Raw genomic sequence first — 16,521 nt, 5'->3', positions numbered from 1 at the left:
GTTATGTTAAGGATGACTCCGATTGCTTCGGCGGTATTACTGTTGCTACTCGGCATTGACGCCCATGCCGCAGAAGAAACGTTTGATACAAATTTTATGATGGGTGGAATGAAAGGTGAGAGGGTTTCTGATTTTCGCCTCGATGATAACCAACCCCTGCCAGGCCAATATGATATTGACATCTACGTCAATAAGCAGTGGCGTGGTAAGTATGATATTACTGTTAAGGATAATCCGGATGACACCTGTTTATCCCGCGATGCATTAACGCGTCTGGGGATAAATATACAAGCGTTGGACAAGCAGAATGAATGCCCAACCTTGAAGCAGGCGGTACAAGGGGGCAGTTATGCCTGGAATATTGGCACGTTTCGTCTGGATCTTAGCGTTCCGCAGGCGTTTGTCGATGAACTTGAGCAAGGGTATGTTCCTCCGGAAAACTGGGATCGTGGCATTAATGCCTTCTATACCTCGTACTATGCCAGCCAGTATTACAGCGACTATAAGGATTCTGGCAACAGTAAAAGTACCTACGCGCGTTTCACCAGCGGGTTAAACCTGCTGGGCTGGCAGCTGCATTCCGATGCCAGCTATAACAAAACCGATGACAGCAGCGGGGAGTGGAAAAGCAACACCCTGTATCTGGAGCGCGGTATCCCGCAAATTCTGGGCACTCTGCGTGCCGGGGATATGTATACCTCATCAGATATTTTTGATGCGGTGCGTTTTCGTGGCGTACGGCTGTATCGCGATATGCAGATGCTGCCGAACTCAAAACAGAATTTTACGCCGCTGGTGCAGGGGATTGCGCAAAGTAACGCGCTGGTCACCATCGAACAGAACGGTTTTGTGGTTTACCAGAAAGAGGTTCCGCCAGGCCCGTTCTCTATTGCGGATTTACAGTTGGCAGGCGGCGGTGCGGATCTTGATGTTAGCATCAAAGAGGCTGACGGATCGGTAACAACCTATCTGGTGCCCTATGCTGCGGTGCCCAATATGTTGCAGCCGGGTGTTTCAAAATATGATTTTGCGGCAGGGCGTAGCCATATCGAAGGCGCCAGCAACCAGACCGATTTTGCGCAGATGAGCTACCAATACGGGCTGAATAATCTCTTAACGCTGTACGGCGGCACCATGCTGGCGGATAACTACAATGCATTTACGTTGGGTACTGGCTGGAATACGCGTATCGGCGCGATTTCCGTCGATATGACACAATCGCATAGCAAGCAAGACAATGGTGATGTGTTTGACGGGCAAAGTTACCAGATTGCCTATAACAAGTATTTGACGCAAACCGCCACCCGTTTTGGGCTTGCTGCCTATCGTTACTCGTCACGAGATTACCGAACGTTTAACGATCACGTTTGGGCCAATAACAAAGACAGCTATGATCGTGATGAAAATGATGTGTACGACATTGCGGATTATTATCAGAACGATTTTGGTCGTAAGAACAGTTTTTCGGCGAACGTCAGCCAATCTTTGCCGCAGGGCTGGGGCTCTGTATCTTTGAGCACGCTGTGGCGTGATTATTGGGGGCGTAGCGGTAACAGTAAAGATTATCAGCTGAGCTATTCCAATAGCTGGCAACGGATTAGCTATACCTTTTCCGCCAGCCAGACTTACGATGAAGATCATCACGAAGATAAGCGTTTTAACGTCTTTATCTCTATTCCGTTCGATTGGGGAGATGATATTAGCGCTCCGCGCAGGCATTTGTATGTGTCTAACTCAACGACCTTTGATGATGACGGTTTTGCGTCAAATAATACCGGGCTTTCCGGCACCGCAGGCAGTCGCGATCAGTTTAACTATGGGGTGAATCTCAGCCATCAACGGCAGGACAGTGAGACAACGGCTGGCGGAAATCTGACGTGGAATGCGCCAGTTGCGACGCTTAACGGCAGCTATAGTCAGTCGTCTAAATATACACAAACTGGCGGCAGTATTTCCGGGGGGCTGGTGGCCTGGTCTGGGGGCGTGAATTTAGCCAACCGACTGTCGGAAACGTTTGCCGTGATGCATGCGCCGGGTCTGGAAGGAGCGTATGTTAATGGGCAGAAATACCGCACCACCAACCGTAATGGCGTGGTGGTCTACGATGGTTTAACGCCGTATCGTGAAAACCACTTGATGCTGGATGTTTCCAACACTAATAGTGAAACCGATCTGCAAGGGAATCGGCGTAATACAGCCCCATATCGGGGGGCAGTCGTTCTGGCGACGTTTGATACCGACCAACGTAAACCTTGGTATATCCGGGCGCAGCGTCCCGATGGTTCACCGCTGACCTTTGGTTACGAAGTAGAGGATATTCATGGACATAATATTGGCGTGGTAGGCCAGGGAAGCCAGCTCTTTATTCGCACCAATGAAGTACCGCCGGAAATAAATGTGGCGATTGATAAACAACAGGGACTTTCATGCTCAATCACTTTCGGCAAAACGATTGATGAAAGTAAAGTTTATATTTGTCGGTGAGGAATGTCATGAGATATTTATTGATGTTGTTTATGATTTTTATATCTTCAAATTTGCAAGCGTATTGTTATATTATAAATCCGGAATCTGCTAGTAATACAAAAATAGAGGATGTAATTGAAATTAAATTAGATAGCAGGAATGTTTTTGAAAAAGAAGTATCAATGGTATTTCCAGATTCTTTCTCTGGATTCCGTTGTTTGGGAGGGACTGCTGTAGAAAACCGCTTTAAGACAACGTATTCAAGTGGTAATGGGGAGACTGTAAGATATAAAATAAAAGATGATAGCGGACATAGGTTGTATGTTGATGTGACATTGTTTGTTGATGGTAGCCAAACAGGAAAACAAAAAGCCAATGAGACTTCTCAAGCCAGTAAACTAAACAATAACTTAAAATACAAGGTATTGGCTAAGGTGGTGAAAGTGGAGGCAGATGATAATAGTATTAAAGACAAATCTGCAGGTGAAGCTTTTTTGTTAGGAAATTATATCAAAGTCAAACCATTGGATTGTCATGGTGCAGTTATTTGTAATCATGATAACACCAACCATGAATATAGTTTTAAAGTGCCGATAAAAATATTTTTTACTAAGACAACATGTTCTTTGTCTAATAATGAGATTACATTGCCTCCTATTTCATTAAGTGATCTGTTGGCTGGTAATGCTCAGGTCGAATACTTTCCTGATGCACTGAAATTTACATGTGATGGAGGGCTGGGAATGACGACAAGTATTGTAAATTATCATTTTTCTGCCGTTTCAGCAACCAATGGAGATTATTTGGCAAATGAATTAACAAGCGCCGATAGTGCAAAAAATGTTGGGTTTAAAATTTTCCTTAATGATAACCTTATTCATGTAAACTCTGATGAGAAAAGGCAACTGTTAGGGTATAATAAAGAAATGACTGAAGCTTCAGAACTGAAGCTGGGTGTACAATACTATAAATATGGTAACGTCCAACCGGGCAATGTAAAAAGTAGTGTTTATATTATTACAAGTTATCAGTAATCAATGCTAAGCACACTCTCCTTAACGGAGAGTGTGCTTTTTTATCGATGATAAAAAATCTCGCCATCATAGGCTTTGATGATTTTTCCATCGGTATCGTTAATCAGTACATACGCGCCGCCCATATAGGTCCAGTGAGTACCGGCATCTGGCGCGGGCAGATTACGTAATTTCCACTGTTTAATATTGTACTCATCGGTGCGGTACATCTGCGGAACGGTATCGCCGGGCTTGAAGTGGGTGAAGTCGGCGATAAAGCTTTTTAACTCATATTGATCAATGCCCGTTGTCGCGGGGGCGGCCCATGCAAAACTGGTTGCAAACAACAGCGCGCAAGGCAGCAACTTACTTTTCATACTTTTACCCTCCACATATGCGGGTCAGTTAACATCGTGTGTATCATTTCTGCTGGTGGCGTATCTGACAAGCGCTATTTTGTTATCTCACGCCCCTTTTCGTAAAAAGTGTAAACGAAAGCGTCGTGCAGCAACATATCCGCCAGCAAGTTTGCCAGAACCGAATAGGTTTTGAGAACTATCTGATAACGCTGAAATTATCGTCCGCGGCTGACTGTAAATTTACATTGTCTGGCGCAGACAGTATGCTTAATAGCGAAACCCCGCTTAACACGGTGGGGCTTGACGACTCGGGGTGCCCTTCTTTGTGAAGGCTGAGAAATACCCGTACCACCTGATCTGGATAATGCCAGCGTAGGGAAGTCTGACACTGCTCGTGTCCCTTCTTCACGCGGGCAGGAGCTGAACCATGCAGCCTGACCTGCACTGCCGCACGCTTGCGGCGCATACGTTAAAACACTTTCGCGCGCTCTCCCCGCTTACGCACTGTATGACGAATGACGTCGTACAAACGTTTACCGCCAATACGCTGCTGGCGCTGGGCGCTTCACCCGCCATGGTGATTGATCCTGTCGAGGCCAGACCGTTTGCCGCCATCGCCAACGCCTTGCTGGTTAATGTCGGAACCTTAACCGCCTCACGCGCTGACGCGATGCGTGCGGCGGTAGAAAGCGCTTATGATGCCAAAACGCCGTGGACCCTTGATCCTGTCGCGGTGGGCGCGCTGGAATTTCGTCGGCGATTTTGCCTGGATCTCTTGTCCCTGCGCCCGGCGGCAATACGCGGTAACGCCTCGGAAATCCTGGCGTTATCCGGCATGGCGCTGGGCGGACGCGGCGTAGATACCACCGAGGCGGCGTTGGCCGCACTGCCTGCGGCGCAGGCGCTGGCGCGTCAGATAGACTGCATCGTTGTGGTTACCGGAGAGATAGATTACGTTACTAATGGTCAGCGCACGCTGAGCATTCCCGGCGGCGATCCGTTAATGACTCGCATTGTAGGCACTGGCTGCGCGTTGTCGGCGGTTGTCGCCGCCAGTTGCGCGTTACCGGGCGCCGCGCTGGACAATGTCGCGTCGGCCTGCTGCTGGATGAAACTGGCAGGACAGGCCGCGGCAGAGCGTAGCGAAGGACCGGGTAGCTTCATCCCGGCTTTTCTTGATGCGCTCTATCATCTGGATGTGGAGGCGGCCAATGCAACGAATTAACGCGCTGACGATTGCCGGCACCGATCCCAGCGGCGGGGCCGGTATCCAGGCGGATCTCAAGACCTTTTCCGCGCTGGGCGCATATGGCTGTTCGGTCATCACTGCGCTGGTGGCGCAAAATACCTGTGGCGTACAGTCGGTGTACCGGATAGAGCCGGACTTTGTCGCCGCTCAACTTGATTCCGTGCTCAGCGATGTGCGCATTGATACCACAAAAATCGGCATGCTGGCGGAAACCGATATTGTCGAGGCCGTGGCGGAGCGACTACAGCGCCATCATGTACGTAATGTGGTGTTGGATACGGTGATGCTGGCGAAAAGCGGCGATCCGCTGCTCTCGCCCTCTGCGATAGAAACATTACGCGTCCGGCTGTTGCCGCAGGTATCGCTGATTACGCCTAATTTGCCGGAAGCCGCAGCGTTGCTGGATGCGCCCCATGCGCGTACGGAACAGGAGATGCTGGCGCAGGGGCGGGCGTTACTGGCGATGGGGTGTGAAGCGGTATTGATGAAAGGCGGGCATTTAGAGGATGCGCAAAGCCCGGACTGGCTCTTTACCCGTGAGGGCGAGCAACGTTTTAGCGCGCCGCGTGTGAACACCAAAAATACGCATGGGACGGGCTGTACGCTGTCGGCGGCGCTGGCGGCGTTACGGCCCCGGCATCGCAGTTGGGGAGAGACGGTAAACGAGGCGAAGGCATGGCTTTCGGCGGCGCTGGCGCAGGCGGACACGCTGGAAGTGGGGAAGGGCATTGGTCCGGTACATCATTTCCACGCGTGGTGGTAGTATACTGCCTACAGACCCGTCGTCAGGAAAGATAAATGGAACAAGCGCATACCCGGCTCATCGCGCAACTGAATGAACGAATTTCAGCGGCGGATAATACGCCGCTATACATGAAATTCGCCCAGACGGTAAAGGATGCCGTGCGCAGCGGTATTCTTGAGCACGGTAATATTTTGCCTGGCGAACGCGATCTCAGCCAGCTTACCGGCGTCTCGCGCATCACGGTACGAAAAGCGATGCAGGCGCTGGAAGAAGAGGGTGTCGTCACGCGCGCCCGCGGCTACGGCACGCAAATCAATAATATCTTTGAATATTCCCTGAAAGAGGCGCGGGGATTTTCTCAGCAGGTTGTCTTGCGCGGCAAAAAACCGGATACGCTATGGGTTAACAAACGCGTGGTAAGTTGTCCGGATGAGGTCGCGCAGCATCTGGCGATCCCCGCAGGCAGCGACGTCTTTTTACTCAAACGCATTCGTTATGTTGATGAGGACGCGGTATCGATTGAAGAGTCCTGGGTGCCCGCGCATCTGATTCATGATGTCGACGCGATTGGCATTTCGTTGTATGACTATTTTCGTCGCCAGCACATTTACCCTCAGCGTACCCGATCTCGCGTCAGCGCCCGGATGCCGGATGATGAGTTTCAGTCGCATATTCAAATGGATGGTAAAGTGCCGGTGCTGGTGATTAAGCAGGTGGCGCTCGATCAGCAGCAGCGGCCTATTGAATACAGCATCAGTTATTGTCGTAGCGACCTATACGTTTTTGTGTGCGAGGAGTAGCGCCTCGCGTGTGGGCGCGCAGTCGCCGCCGCGATGCCCGACCACCCAGCTCGCCACCGCATTTCCCAGCAGTACGGCATCCGCGAGCGACCAGCCTGACGCCAGTCCTGCCAGCACGCCGCCAGCATGGCTGTCGCCTGCGCCGATGGTATCCACCACGGTTGCCGGAAACGCTGGCACAACGCCGGAAGATTGCGCGCTAAAATACCACGCTCCGTCTTTATCGTGGCGCACCACCAGCGGCGCGGAAAAGCGGTTTACCCATGCCTCGCCGAAAGTGCGCGTATCGGTCGCAAGCCCGGTGCGTTCCGCAGCGATGGTGGCCTCCTGGCGATTGAGGGAGATGATGGGGCGGCAGGCCATAATGCGCGCCATTGCATCGTCTGTAATATCACCGATTCGTGGGCCAAAATCGATAAAAGGCGTGACATCGTCGACGGTTTCCAGCCACTGGATCAGTGGTTCGCCACAGGACGAGGCCAGTTGATAGCCGGACAGGTAGACAAGACTGCCCCGCGGTGTCCTGAGCTGCGACAGCCAGTCCGCATTCCACTGGTTTTCCACGCCGCTAAAAGACATAAACGTGCGTTCGCCATCCGGTTCGACTAACGCCAGACACCAGCCGTTATCCCCTTCAACCGCGTCAATCACGCTGGATAATTCCTCTTTTGCCAGACGGCGGCGAATCCTCTCCGCCCACACGCCCTGGCCCAGCGGCAGCGCATTGCCGGCGTCAATCCCCAGTCGTTTCAACGCCACGGCAATATTCAGCGCACAGCCGCCGACATTGACGCTCTGTTGTTGCAGTTCAATATCGCCTCCGCGACGCGGCAACGTCCAGGCATCAGCAATGATATCGACCACTGCCGCGCCGATAACGGTGAGCGGACGCCGGGTATGCAGGGTCGGTAATAATGTCAGCAACCGTGCGCCGTTCATAGTGCCTCCCGCCGTTGACGATAACTCGCCAGCGCAACGGCATAGCGCGCAAAATCCAGCTGATTAACCTCGTCCAGCGTTTGCTTTAACTGGGGGTTAATGGCGCTTACCCCGTGCAACGCGCCGCAAATGGCGGTAGCCATCGCGCCGATAGTGTCGGTATCGCCGCCGAGGTTAGCGCACAGCACGGCACAGCGGTTAGGATCGGTATTCGCCAGTTCCACCATGGCGATAGCGCAGGGAACCGATTCAATGGTGCTGGTTCCCGCGCCGATGATCTGATAGAGCTGTTCGCTGGCAGATTCGACGCCGTCGGCGTGGCGGACAATGTTTAGCGCCAGTTCCAGACGTGCCGATAGCGAGGCGCTAAACGTGGTAATACGCGCTGTCTGCGCCTGATGGGCGACGGCGGGGAGCGAGTCGGCAATACTTTGCCATGTGTCGCCGTTAACCGCTCGCGAGACGGCCCAGGCGACAACCACGGCTCCAGCCACCGCCAGATCGGATTTATGCGTCGGGCTGGAGGCTAACGCTACTTCTGCTATAAAGGCTGTCAGGTTAGTTGGCGGCAACAGGCAGCCCAACGGCGAAACGCGCATGGCCGCGCCGTTAGTCACGCCGTTATTTTCCAGCGCCGCGATGGGTTTGCCGTCGCGAATCGCATTCAGCGCAATTTTTGACGTCGGGCCGAGTACATTTTTATTGAACGCATCAAAGCGTTCCGCCCAGGCGAGGATGTTACGCCCAATAATCTCGGGATCAATGTTGCCTTCGCATTCGAGTAGCGCGTCGGCCAGGCAGAGCGCCATTGCGGTATCATCCGTAAACTCCGCGCGGTTAAAATAGCAGGCGGCATTATTCTCTTTTGGCCCGGGCAGAAAGCGGTCAATCCAGCCGAAATGCGCTTTGACGCGCGTTCTCGGCCACAGCTCAGAGGGCATTCCCATCGCATCCCCTAACGCTTGCCCGTAAAGAGCACCGAGAATACGTTCTGCTTTCATTTTACTTCCCCTTGTGTCAACGCAATATCGCGATCGTCAATAGCAGTGATCTCTTTGTCCGATTCGCGAAAGAAAATCATAAACAGTAGCGCGATGACGGCAATCATCACTGCGCCAAACGTCCACATGCCCGCCCAGTTGAATGTCAGACCGTTAACCGGTTGCGGATAAGCAAACATTTTTTCCATCATCACGCCGCCGAGACGATAGCCCAGCAGGCTGCCGAATCCCTGACAGCAGAGGGTGATAAGCCCTTGCGCAGCGGTACGCATATGAACCGGCGCTTTTTTATCGACATAAATGTAGGCGGTGACGTAGTAGAAATCGTAACTTACGCCGTGCAGCAAAATACCGAGGAACAGCAGGGCGTAAGTGAAGTACGTTTCCGCGCCGCCATAGACAAAAAAGCCGTAGCGGATCGCGGCGGTAATAAGACCAAGTAATAATACCTTTTTAATACCAAAGCGCTTAGTGAAAAAGGGTAGCGCCAGCATAAAGAAGATTTCAGAGAACTGGCCGAGCGTCATCCAGCCGGTGGCGTTTTTCATTCCCACTTCTGTCAGATAGCCGTTAGCGAAGATGTAGTAGAAGGCCAGCGGCATCGCAAACAGGAAGGAACAGAAGAAGAAAACGAGAAAGTTTTTATCGCGCAGCAGAACCAGCGCATCCAGCCCCAGCATCACTTTAATATCCATCTTGCCGGTGCTTTTTGGCGGCGTGTCTGGCAGACAGAACGCAAATACGCCCAGCAACGCTGAACTTGCGGCGGTTATGAGCAGTGGAATGTTGGTGGGGGAAATATCGTTATAGCCTAACATTTGCGGCAGGAATCCACAGGCGAGGCCGGAGGCTATCCACCCAATGGTTCCCATAACGCGAATGCGTGGAAAATCGCGTTCAACGTCCGGTACGTTAGCGAAGGCAATGCTGTTTGTCAGCGCGATGGTCGGCATATAGGTCAATGAATAGGCCAGAAGCAGCGGAAAGAATCCGGCGAAGGTGGTTTGCTGCGCCGCGAAATACATCAGCACGGCGCCTGCAAACATCAGTACCGCCAGGACTTTTTGCGCTGAGAAAAAACGGTCGGTAACGGAGCCGACCAGAATCGGCGACAGGATCGCCGCAATGGCGGTACAGGCATAAGACCAGCCTATTTCACCGGCGGAAAACCCGCTTTTATTTAGCCATAGCCACAGGGGGACGAACCAGGCGCCCCAGATAAACCACTCCACGAACATCATGAACGACAGTTTAAAGGTCGTTTTCATTTTTGAATCCTTCATGACAGGTAAGGTACGCCATGACAATACCACTTAATAATACCTTTTAAATACCATTGAGCATTAATTTTGACCGATCTAACACTTTTTCGGACGTGAATCGAGTCAGCAGATAGCGCCGAAAAAATGCGCTAAAGTTGGCAAAAATGGTCGGTCAGTACCAGGCTTATTGCGACCCGCAATCTGTGGGGCAGGACTATTCACCTTCCGATACCCTATCGGAACTTACGGGAGCATAGCTATGACTGATATTGCGCAGTTGCTTGGCAAAGACGCCGACAGCCTTTTACAGCATCGTTGTATGACCATTCCTTCCGATCAGCTTTATCTACCCGGCAAGGATTACGTTGACCGGGTGATGATTGACAATAATCGTCCACCAGCCGTTCTGCGTAATATGCAGACGCTCTATAATACTGGACGCCTGGCGGGAACAGGATACCTTTCGATACTGCCCGTCGATCAGGGAGTGGAGCACTCCGCCGGCGCCTCTTTTGCGGCCAACCCGCGCTACTTTGACCCAAAAAACATTGTTGAATTGGCGATTGAGGCCGGCTGTAACTGCGTGGCCTCTACCTACGGCGTACTGGCCTCGGTTTCACGGCGCTATGCGCACCGTATTCCGTTTTTGGTCAAACTGAATCACAACGAAACATTGAGCTATCCGACAGAGTACGATCAGACCCTGTACGCCAGCGTTGAGCAGGCGTTCAATATGGGCGCCGTGGCGGTAGGCGCGACGATCTATTTCGGTTCGGAACAGTCTCGTCGCCAGATTGAAGAGATCTCCGCCGCTTTTGAGCGTGCGCATGAGCTGGGTATGGTGACCGTATTGTGGGCTTACCTGCGTAATTCTTCCTTTAAAAAAGACGGCGTTGATTACCATGTATCCGCTGACCTGACGGGGCAAGCCAACCATCTGGCCGCTACGATTGGTGCGGATATTGTGAAACAGAAAATGGCCGAGAATAATGGCGGTTATAAAGCGGTCAACTTCGGCTATACCGACGATCGCGTGTACAGCAAACTGACCAGCGATAACCCGATTGATTTGGTACGTTACCAGTTGGCGAACTGCTATATGGGACGCGCCGGGCTTATCAACTCCGGCGGCGCGGACGGCGGCGACACTGACCTCGGCGACGCGGTTCGTACCGCGGTGATCAACAAACGAGCCGGTGGAATGGGGCTAATTCTGGGACGTAAAGCCTTTAAGAAATCGATGGCTGACGGCGTGAAGTTGATTAACGCCGTACAGGATGTCTATCTGGATAGCAAAGTCACCATCGCCTGAGTTTAACGAAGAAAAGCCGGATGTGAGCGCATCCGGCCAACGACTGGTGTTATTAACGTAGCAACGGGCAGTCTGGCGGCAGCCGACAGCGTAATGCGCCAGGCAGCACCTCAATATGAAATTCTTGCCCGCTGAGTGGTTCGCCATCCAGATTGAACGTGATTTCATGCGGCGCATGAATATCAAACCACGCTGAGGCGCCGTCAATAATATTCGGATTGTCATCTGACTGCGTGAGTGTGGAAAACAGCGCCGGCAGCAGTTCTTCGCCGGTAAAAATCCGTAGCTGTAACAGTCCGTCGTTAATCAGCGCGGTGGGACATAATTGCTGCCCGCCGCCGGCCTGACGACCGTTGCCGATGCCGATCACCAGCGCATCTCCCTGCCAGTGAAAGTTTTCGCCACGTATTTCGCAGCGGTCAGGGGTCAGCGTATCCATTCTCATCAGACCGTGAATAAGATAGGAGACGCCGCCCAACGCGGCTTTAAGTTTTTCCGGCGTTTCGGTGGTAATGCGGGTGCCAAAACCACCCGTCGCCATATTGATAAAACAGGTTTTATCATTGACCCTGGCCATATCAATTTCCATCGCGTTTCCGGCAATCGCCAGTTTCAGCGCTTTGTCCAGCGCTTCAGGAATACCGGCGCTGGTGGCAAAATCGTTGGCAGTGCCGAGCGGCAAAAGGCCCAGTGCAGGGGCTACGCCGTCGCGGATCTGGATGAGCGCGGTCGACACTTCATTAATGGTACCGTCTCCGCCGCCGGCAATCACCGTTTCAACGCCCAGTCTACGGGCTTCATCAACGTAACGCTGCGCGTCGCCTTTTTCCCAGGTTACCCGAACGTGAATCTGTATGCCTTCGTCGCGAAGTAGAGTAATGGCCTCACGTAGCGGCTGGTTATCAGCGCTTTTGCCATTGAGGATCAGTAAGCTGGCGGGAAAGTTAGCCATCCGTTATGCCTTAATAGGTTGAACAACAATCTCCAGAAAGTGTATAGCAGAAATGAAAAAGCGAGGTCAGAACAGGATGAAAATTGAAATGTTGCGCACTTATTGCTTTACCGTTTTTCTTCCTGCTGTACGCAGCGGTAAGCGAAGCATGGTTTAAGGCAAATGGCGACAAAAGAGATGCCGGTATGCGCATTGAGTAGCGCTTGTGAGAGTGCAAGGAAATCACAAGGGGTAGTCAGACGCTTTCCGATATAGCGCCTTTGATAACGAAACGGAGAATTAACAAGACGAACATACGTCAGTTATCAGTATTAATTTCAAACACCATAATATCAGATAAAAACCTGATATTTATTACCAAACATACTTTTTAATAGCATAAAATCGAAATGTTCTTTAGACTCTTTAGCAGAAACACGGCGCACTATTAGAAGCACGCTACTATATATCAAATAAAACCTATTTAGATGATGGCTTAGCGCGGTGTCCTATAGTCGTACCGTTGCCTGATGTATCGCTTTTCTCATAAACATAAACAGGCATGTGCATGAAGAGGTTTATATGAATGTCACTTCAGGCGTGAATGCGCAAACGCCATTGCTCCCTCCTTCTGAACGGGGTAATGACGAAAAACCGGTAGCTGAAATCGTTGATTTTAACGCTTACGGCAATAAACCCAGATGTTTAATGTGCCTGGGAACCACGGCATTGTTTACAGGTGTTTTCAGTGGGGTATGCTCAGGGGCTGTCGCCAGTGTCAGTAGTGGTACTGCATATACTACCGCCCTGACGGTTTTAGGCGCATCGTTTGGCATGGGGGGAATTGGTATGATGGGAATATGCGCCGGACTATACCTTAGCGCAAATGGCATCAGAACCCGGCCAGCCTGGCCATAAATGAGCAAACACAGCAAGTCATAGGGAAAAGACGAATTCCGACGATGACACGGGGTGTTAAGCGTCCAGACCAGAGGCTTATGACTTATATAGGAACGCTTTAGATAGAGTATGGGGTGTTATGTATTCAAGAGCCGATCGCTTATTAAGACAGTTTTCACTAAAATTAAATACCGATTCAATTGTCTTTGACGAAAACAGATTATGCTCATTTATTATAGATAACCGTTACCGTATCTTACTAACAAGCACTAACAGTGAGTATATAATGATATACGGTTTTTGCGGAAGACCTCCGGATAATAATAATCTTGCTTTTGAATTTCTCAATGCTAATTTATGGTTTGCAGAGAATAATGGACCACATTTGTGTTATGATAATAACTCACAATCATTATTACTGGCTCTCAACTTCTCACTCAATGAAAGTTCTGTAGAGAAACTTGAATGTGAAATTGAGGTAGTTATTAGATCAATGGAGAATCTGTATCACATTTTACAGGATAAAGGAATAACTCTGGATACCGATTATACGTGACGGTGGGAAGGGTGAGTAAAACAAGGCTATCATGATTACCTCCAAGAACTGGCAGTTAAACTGCTTGTGTTCATAATGATATTTTCGTGTTTAAATTCAATGAAATCGCAAAATGCGTCATAATCTTGTATATGAGAACCGTCAAAATAATGCCTCAACCCTTTACTGAGCCAGTCATTATAGGGATCGCCATAAGGTTTACTGTGCATAATTTCGAGTCCTTTTATTAATGCTGGATGCTCGCTGCGGTTAACAGCAATAATCCCATTTTCAAGGCTAACATGATTATCTTTACGACTTACATGGATAGCGATACCATCAGGTAAATACAAAGTACCGAGTTTATCAGTAAGTAACATATCTGCATCAAGATATATGCACCCACCGCCTGGTTGCAGATGATGACAACCAGGTTTACCAGCTTCCAGAAAGGCATCGCTTCCTTTTAGCAGGAAAAGATTTCTGTAGAAGTCAAACCATAAGTGACCTTTGTCTTTATTATGAGATGAAATAAGCGTTTCCTCCGGATTGTTTTTCAAGACATCTTCCAGGCTTTTTTTTACCCCGTTAAGCAAGACCTCATCTCGTTCACTTGCTGACTGAGCTTCCAGTTTGGTGATGTTTTCTAAATAAATCGTCGTTAACTTTTTATCATACATGCTATAATTAAGGTCAGAATTGTAAATAACCTTTATGTTTCTATAATTTTGTTCCAATTTTCCCAATGCTTTTCTTTGTCCCTTGCTAAAATCGCCATCAACGAAAATACCGATAATTCTTTCTTTTTCTATTATAGCAGCATTGATAATATTATTAAGATAAGGGTTTTTCTGCGTATTGATAATGGGAATTTCGTTTTGACCAAATCTATCTGGATTGCGTTCAAACCACTGAAAAACGAGCGGCGTTTGGTGATCTAGTGGCAATAGAGGATAATCAATCCCAGCAAAACTTACATGGCCTGATGAAGGTGGACTGAGCGTAGGTGCGATGGTTTGAGTATTACTTTGACATGAAATCAAACCTCTAATCCGGGAAAACATTATTTTAATCCTTGTAAAAGCGGCATTAAAACGTGCCATATTTTTACACGCTTAAATTATCAGTTTTTAACCTTAATTTAATAACCTGGAAACTTTTTGTGTAAGTGCTCACAAAGTAGTTATTGATTTAATTCACTGATTTTAAACGTTAACGTCACAATGCTAAGTCCTGAGTCCGACCGGATGCGGGGAGGATTGTGACTTGCTGGCTGGCAATGGATAGGGGAGGTCTCTAAACCTAAGCGCCCATTTGCGCTTTGGTTAGTGTGGTCAATTTTGGATATGGCGGGAAGTACCACTTTTTTATGGATTATACGCAAAAAATAAGCCTGCGTAAGGGAGATTACGCAGGCCAAGGAGGTGGTTCCTGGTACAGCTAGCATTTATGGGTTATGTTTTTCAGCGCGTTGAATAATACCCGCATTGAGCGAAGCGGTATGTGATCAATTTCTAAGAATCTTCCCGCCATGAAAAAATAACCGCAATTAACTACTTAGCATGGGGGTTACGCGTTGATTCGCCTGAGAAATTACGCATCAATAGTGCGTAATCCAGCGTAACGTCCTGCGGGACGGGCATCCAGACGGTATAGCCATCGCCAGGTGCCACCGGCATAGCGTCGCCTTTGGCGTTCTCCATCTGTTCCAGGGTGAAATTGATATTTCCCTGCGGTGTCATCAGCTCCAGACTATCGCCAACGGAGAATTTATTTTTCACCGCCACGGCCGCCAGTTGGCCTTTACGCTCGCCGGTGAACTCGCCGACAAATTGCTGGCGTTCGGAAACGGAGTACCCGTACTCGTAATTCTGGTAATCGTCGTGCGTATGGCGACGCAGGAAACCTTCGGTATAGCCGCGATGAGCCAGACCTTCCAACGTTTCCAGCAGCGTAGGGTCGAAGGGTTTACCCGCGGCGGCGTCGTCGATGGCCTTACGGTAGACCTGCGCGGTACGGGCGCAGTAATAAAAGGATTTGGTGCGGCCTTCGATTTTCAGCGAGTGGACGCCCATTTTCGTCAGGCGCTCCACGTGGGCGATAGCGCGCAAATCTTTTGAGTTCATGATATAGGTGCCATGCTCGTCTTCGAACGCGGTCATGTATTCGCCCGGTCTTTGGGCCTCTTCTATCATAAACACTTTATCCGTCGGCGCGCCGATACCGAGCGTCGGCTCAACGTTCTGTACCGGAATCGGTTCGTGCTTATGCACGATGTTGCCGACAACGTCTTCTTTTCCTTCCTGCACGTTATATTCCCAACGGCAGGCATTGGTGCAGGTGCCCTGGTTCGGATCGCGTTTATTGATGTAGCCGGAAAGCAGGCAGCGGCCGGAATAGGCCATGCATAGCGCGCCGTGGACGAAAATTTCTATTTCCATATCCGGCACCTGCTGGCGAATTTCCTCAATCTCTTCCAGTGACAGCTCGCGGGAGAGAATCACACGGGTCAGCCCCATCTGCTGCCAGAATTTTACCGTCGCCCAGTTTACGGCATTAGCCTGTACCGACAGGTGAATCGGCATTGCCGGGAAGTGCTCGCGTACCAGCATAATCAACCCTGGATCGGACATGATCAGCGCATCCGGGCCCATCTCGACGACGGGTTTCAGGTCACGGATAAAGGTTTTGAGCTTGGCGTTATGCGGGGCGATGTTCACCACCACGTAGAATTTTTTTCCGAGCGCGTGGGCTTCGTTGATGCCAAGCTGCAAATTTTCGTGATTGAATTCGTTATTACGCACGCGTAAAGAGTAGCGTGGTTGGCCCGCATAGACGGCATCGGCACCGTAAGCGAAAGCGTAACGCATATTTTTCAGCGTTCCCGCCGGCGAAAGAAGTTCTGGTTTAAACATCATTTTCTCGTTCTGATGACAGGTCAGATCCGCCTCACCTGATGAGGCGGCTTGAGGAGAGTCCTCACTTTAAGGGCGGGCATTGTAGCGCCGT

At 50.2% G+C, this 16,521-nt stretch carries 15 protein-coding genes and 1 riboswitch; of the genes, 8 read left to right on the top strand and 7 right to left on the bottom strand.

Going from position 1 to position 16,521, the window contains the following annotated elements:
• Positions 1-3: 3 nt before the first annotated feature.
• Both J4650_RS05550 and J4650_RS05545 read left to right on the top strand, forming a co-directional pair.
• Entirely contained in the window at positions 4-2,484 is a 2,481-nt protein-coding gene (locus J4650_RS05550; protein ID WP_000945356.1) for a fimbrial biogenesis outer membrane usher protein, read from the top strand.
• Positions 2,485-2,492: 8 nt separating this feature from the next.
• Positions 2,493-3,500 carry a fimbrial protein gene (locus J4650_RS05545; RefSeq protein ID WP_023993388.1) on the top strand — a complete coding sequence of 336 codons (1,008 nt, stop codon included), beginning with the start codon at positions 2,493-2,495 and terminating at the stop codon, positions 3,498-3,500.
• Positions 3,501-3,541: 41 nt separating this feature from the next.
• Here the strand turns inward: J4650_RS05545 and rcnB are convergent, their stop codons facing one another.
• Positions 3,542-3,856 (bottom strand): Ni(II)/Co(II) efflux transporter accessory subunit RcnB, encoded by a 315-nt coding sequence (gene rcnB / locus J4650_RS05540; protein ID WP_023993387.1) that lies wholly within the window; start codon positions 3,854-3,856, stop codon positions 3,542-3,544.
• A 281-nt stretch (positions 3,857-4,137) separates the two neighbouring features.
• A riboswitch (TPP riboswitch) is annotated at positions 4,138-4,234 on the top strand.
• 31 nt (positions 4,235-4,265) lie between these two features.
• Here rcnB and thiM point away from each other — a divergent pair.
• From thiM to J4650_RS05525, 3 genes are read left to right on the top strand one after another with little or no spacing between them, the layout of a single operon-like run.
• Positions 4,266-5,063 (top strand): hydroxyethylthiazole kinase, encoded by a 798-nt coding sequence (gene thiM / locus J4650_RS05535; protein WP_001182163.1) that lies wholly within the window; start codon positions 4,266-4,268, stop codon positions 5,061-5,063.
• Positions 5,050-5,850 (top strand): bifunctional hydroxymethylpyrimidine kinase/phosphomethylpyrimidine kinase, encoded by an 801-nt coding sequence (thiD, locus tag J4650_RS05530; RefSeq protein ID WP_001528513.1) that lies wholly within the window; start codon positions 5,050-5,052, stop codon positions 5,848-5,850. The genes thiM and thiD overlap by 14 nt, the downstream gene beginning before the upstream one ends.
• A gap of 35 nt (positions 5,851-5,885) precedes the next feature.
• On the top strand, positions 5,886-6,632 hold the full coding sequence (locus J4650_RS05525; protein WP_000434062.1) for a GntR family transcriptional regulator: 747 nt from the start codon (positions 5,886-5,888) through the stop codon (positions 6,630-6,632).
• Here the strand turns inward: J4650_RS05525 and J4650_RS05520 are convergent.
• From J4650_RS05520 to J4650_RS05510, 3 genes are read right to left on the bottom strand one after another with little or no spacing between them, the layout of a single operon-like run.
• Complete coding sequence (locus tag J4650_RS05520) at positions 6,606-7,571, bottom strand: PfkB family carbohydrate kinase (RefSeq protein WP_023993386.1); 966 nt, start codon at positions 7,569-7,571, stop codon at positions 6,606-6,608. The genes J4650_RS05525 and J4650_RS05520 overlap by 27 nt on opposite strands.
• A complete protein-coding gene (locus J4650_RS05515) occupies positions 7,568-8,572 on the bottom strand; it encodes an ADP-ribosylglycohydrolase family protein (RefSeq protein WP_000642793.1) in 1,005 nt (334 codons plus the stop codon). The genes J4650_RS05520 and J4650_RS05515 overlap by 4 nt, the downstream gene beginning before the upstream one ends.
• Positions 8,569-9,840, bottom strand: coding sequence for a nucleoside permease (locus J4650_RS05510; protein WP_000858692.1), 1,272 nt, complete (start codon positions 9,838-9,840; stop codon positions 8,569-8,571). The genes J4650_RS05515 and J4650_RS05510 overlap by 4 nt, the downstream gene beginning before the upstream one ends.
• 253 nt (positions 9,841-10,093) lie before the next feature.
• Between J4650_RS05510 and fbaB the strand changes: the two genes are divergently transcribed.
• Positions 10,094-11,146, top strand: a complete 1,053-nt coding sequence (gene fbaB / locus J4650_RS05505) for a class I fructose-bisphosphate aldolase (protein ID WP_000129590.1) — start codon at positions 10,094-10,096, stop codon at positions 11,144-11,146.
• 52 nt (positions 11,147-11,198) lie between these two features.
• Here fbaB and yegS read toward each other — a convergent pair whose 3' ends face one another.
• Positions 11,199-12,098: a lipid kinase YegS gene (gene yegS, locus J4650_RS05500; protein WP_001273393.1), complete on the bottom strand. Its 900-nt coding sequence runs from the start codon at positions 12,096-12,098 to the stop codon at positions 11,199-11,201.
• Between the two features lie 561 nt (positions 12,099-12,659).
• On the opposite strand from yegS, the gene steD reads away from it, so the two are divergent.
• Both steD and J4650_RS05490 read left to right on the top strand, forming a co-directional pair.
• Complete coding sequence (gene steD, locus J4650_RS05495; RefSeq protein ID WP_001533113.1) at positions 12,660-12,995, top strand: type III secretion system effector SteD; 336 nt, start codon at positions 12,660-12,662, stop codon at positions 12,993-12,995.
• 121 nt (positions 12,996-13,116) lie between these two features.
• Positions 13,117-13,533 (top strand): CesT family type III secretion system chaperone, encoded by a 417-nt coding sequence (locus J4650_RS05490; RefSeq protein ID WP_001540404.1) that lies wholly within the window; start codon positions 13,117-13,119, stop codon positions 13,531-13,533.
• A gap of 35 nt (positions 13,534-13,568) precedes the next feature.
• Here the strand turns inward: J4650_RS05490 and sseK2 are convergent, their stop codons facing one another.
• Together sseK2 and yegQ are read right to left on the bottom strand one after the other, a co-directional pair.
• The gene (gene sseK2 / locus J4650_RS05485) at positions 13,569-14,615 is read right to left on the bottom strand and encodes a type III secretion system effector arginine glycosyltransferase SseK2 (RefSeq protein ID WP_023994319.1); all 1,047 of its coding nucleotides are present in this window, start codon (positions 14,613-14,615) and stop codon (positions 13,569-13,571) included.
• 450 nt (positions 14,616-15,065) lie between these two features.
• Positions 15,066-16,427 carry a tRNA 5-hydroxyuridine modification protein YegQ gene (gene yegQ, locus J4650_RS05480; protein ID WP_001517981.1) on the bottom strand — a complete coding sequence of 454 codons (1,362 nt, stop codon included), beginning with the start codon at positions 16,425-16,427 and terminating at the stop codon, positions 15,066-15,068.
• Between the last annotated feature and the right edge of the window lie 94 nt (positions 16,428-16,521).

This window comes from Salmonella sp. 32120201201600049SM, assembly GCF_017572835.1.
Lineage (GTDB): Bacteria > Pseudomonadota > Gammaproteobacteria > Enterobacterales > Enterobacteriaceae > Salmonella > Salmonella enterica.
This window is presented reverse-complemented; position numbering and strand designations above follow the sequence as displayed.

Excerpts from the sequence above, each read along its gene's own strand:
- J4650_RS05490 (WP_001540404.1), top strand. The coding sequence starts at position 13,117 with ATGTATTCAAGAGCCGATCGCTTATTAAGACAGTTTTCACTAAAATTA.
- thiM (WP_001182163.1), top strand. The coding sequence starts at position 4,266 with ATGCAGCCTGACCTGCACTGCCGCACGCTTGCGGCGCATACGTTAAAA.
- J4650_RS05550 (WP_000945356.1), top strand. The coding sequence starts at position 4 with ATGTTAAGGATGACTCCGATTGCTTCGGCGGTATTACTGTTGCTACTC.
- steD (WP_001533113.1), top strand. The coding sequence starts at position 12,660 with ATGAATGTCACTTCAGGCGTGAATGCGCAAACGCCATTGCTCCCTCCT.
- thiD (WP_001528513.1), top strand. The coding sequence starts at position 5,050 with ATGCAACGAATTAACGCGCTGACGATTGCCGGCACCGATCCCAGCGGC.
- J4650_RS05515 (WP_000642793.1), bottom strand. The coding sequence starts at position 8,572 with ATGAAAGCAGAACGTATTCTCGGTGCTCTTTACGGGCAAGCGTTAGGG.
- J4650_RS05545 (WP_023993388.1), top strand. The coding sequence starts at position 2,493 with ATGAGATATTTATTGATGTTGTTTATGATTTTTATATCTTCAAATTTG.
- yegQ (WP_001517981.1), bottom strand. The coding sequence starts at position 16,427 with ATGTTTAAACCAGAACTTCTTTCGCCGGCGGGAACGCTGAAAAATATG.
- sseK2 (WP_023994319.1), bottom strand. The coding sequence starts at position 14,615 with ATGGCACGTTTTAATGCCGCTTTTACAAGGATTAAAATAATGTTTTCC.
- J4650_RS05525 (WP_000434062.1), top strand. The coding sequence starts at position 5,886 with ATGGAACAAGCGCATACCCGGCTCATCGCGCAACTGAATGAACGAATT.
- fbaB (WP_000129590.1), top strand. The coding sequence starts at position 10,094 with ATGACTGATATTGCGCAGTTGCTTGGCAAAGACGCCGACAGCCTTTTA.
- J4650_RS05520 (WP_023993386.1), bottom strand. The coding sequence starts at position 7,571 with ATGAACGGCGCACGGTTGCTGACATTATTACCGACCCTGCATACCCGG.
- rcnB (WP_023993387.1), bottom strand. The coding sequence starts at position 3,856 with ATGAAAAGTAAGTTGCTGCCTTGCGCGCTGTTGTTTGCAACCAGTTTT.
- J4650_RS05510 (WP_000858692.1), bottom strand. The coding sequence starts at position 9,840 with ATGAAAACGACCTTTAAACTGTCGTTCATGATGTTCGTGGAGTGGTTT.
- yegS (WP_001273393.1), bottom strand. The coding sequence starts at position 12,098 with ATGGCTAACTTTCCCGCCAGCTTACTGATCCTCAATGGCAAAAGCGCT.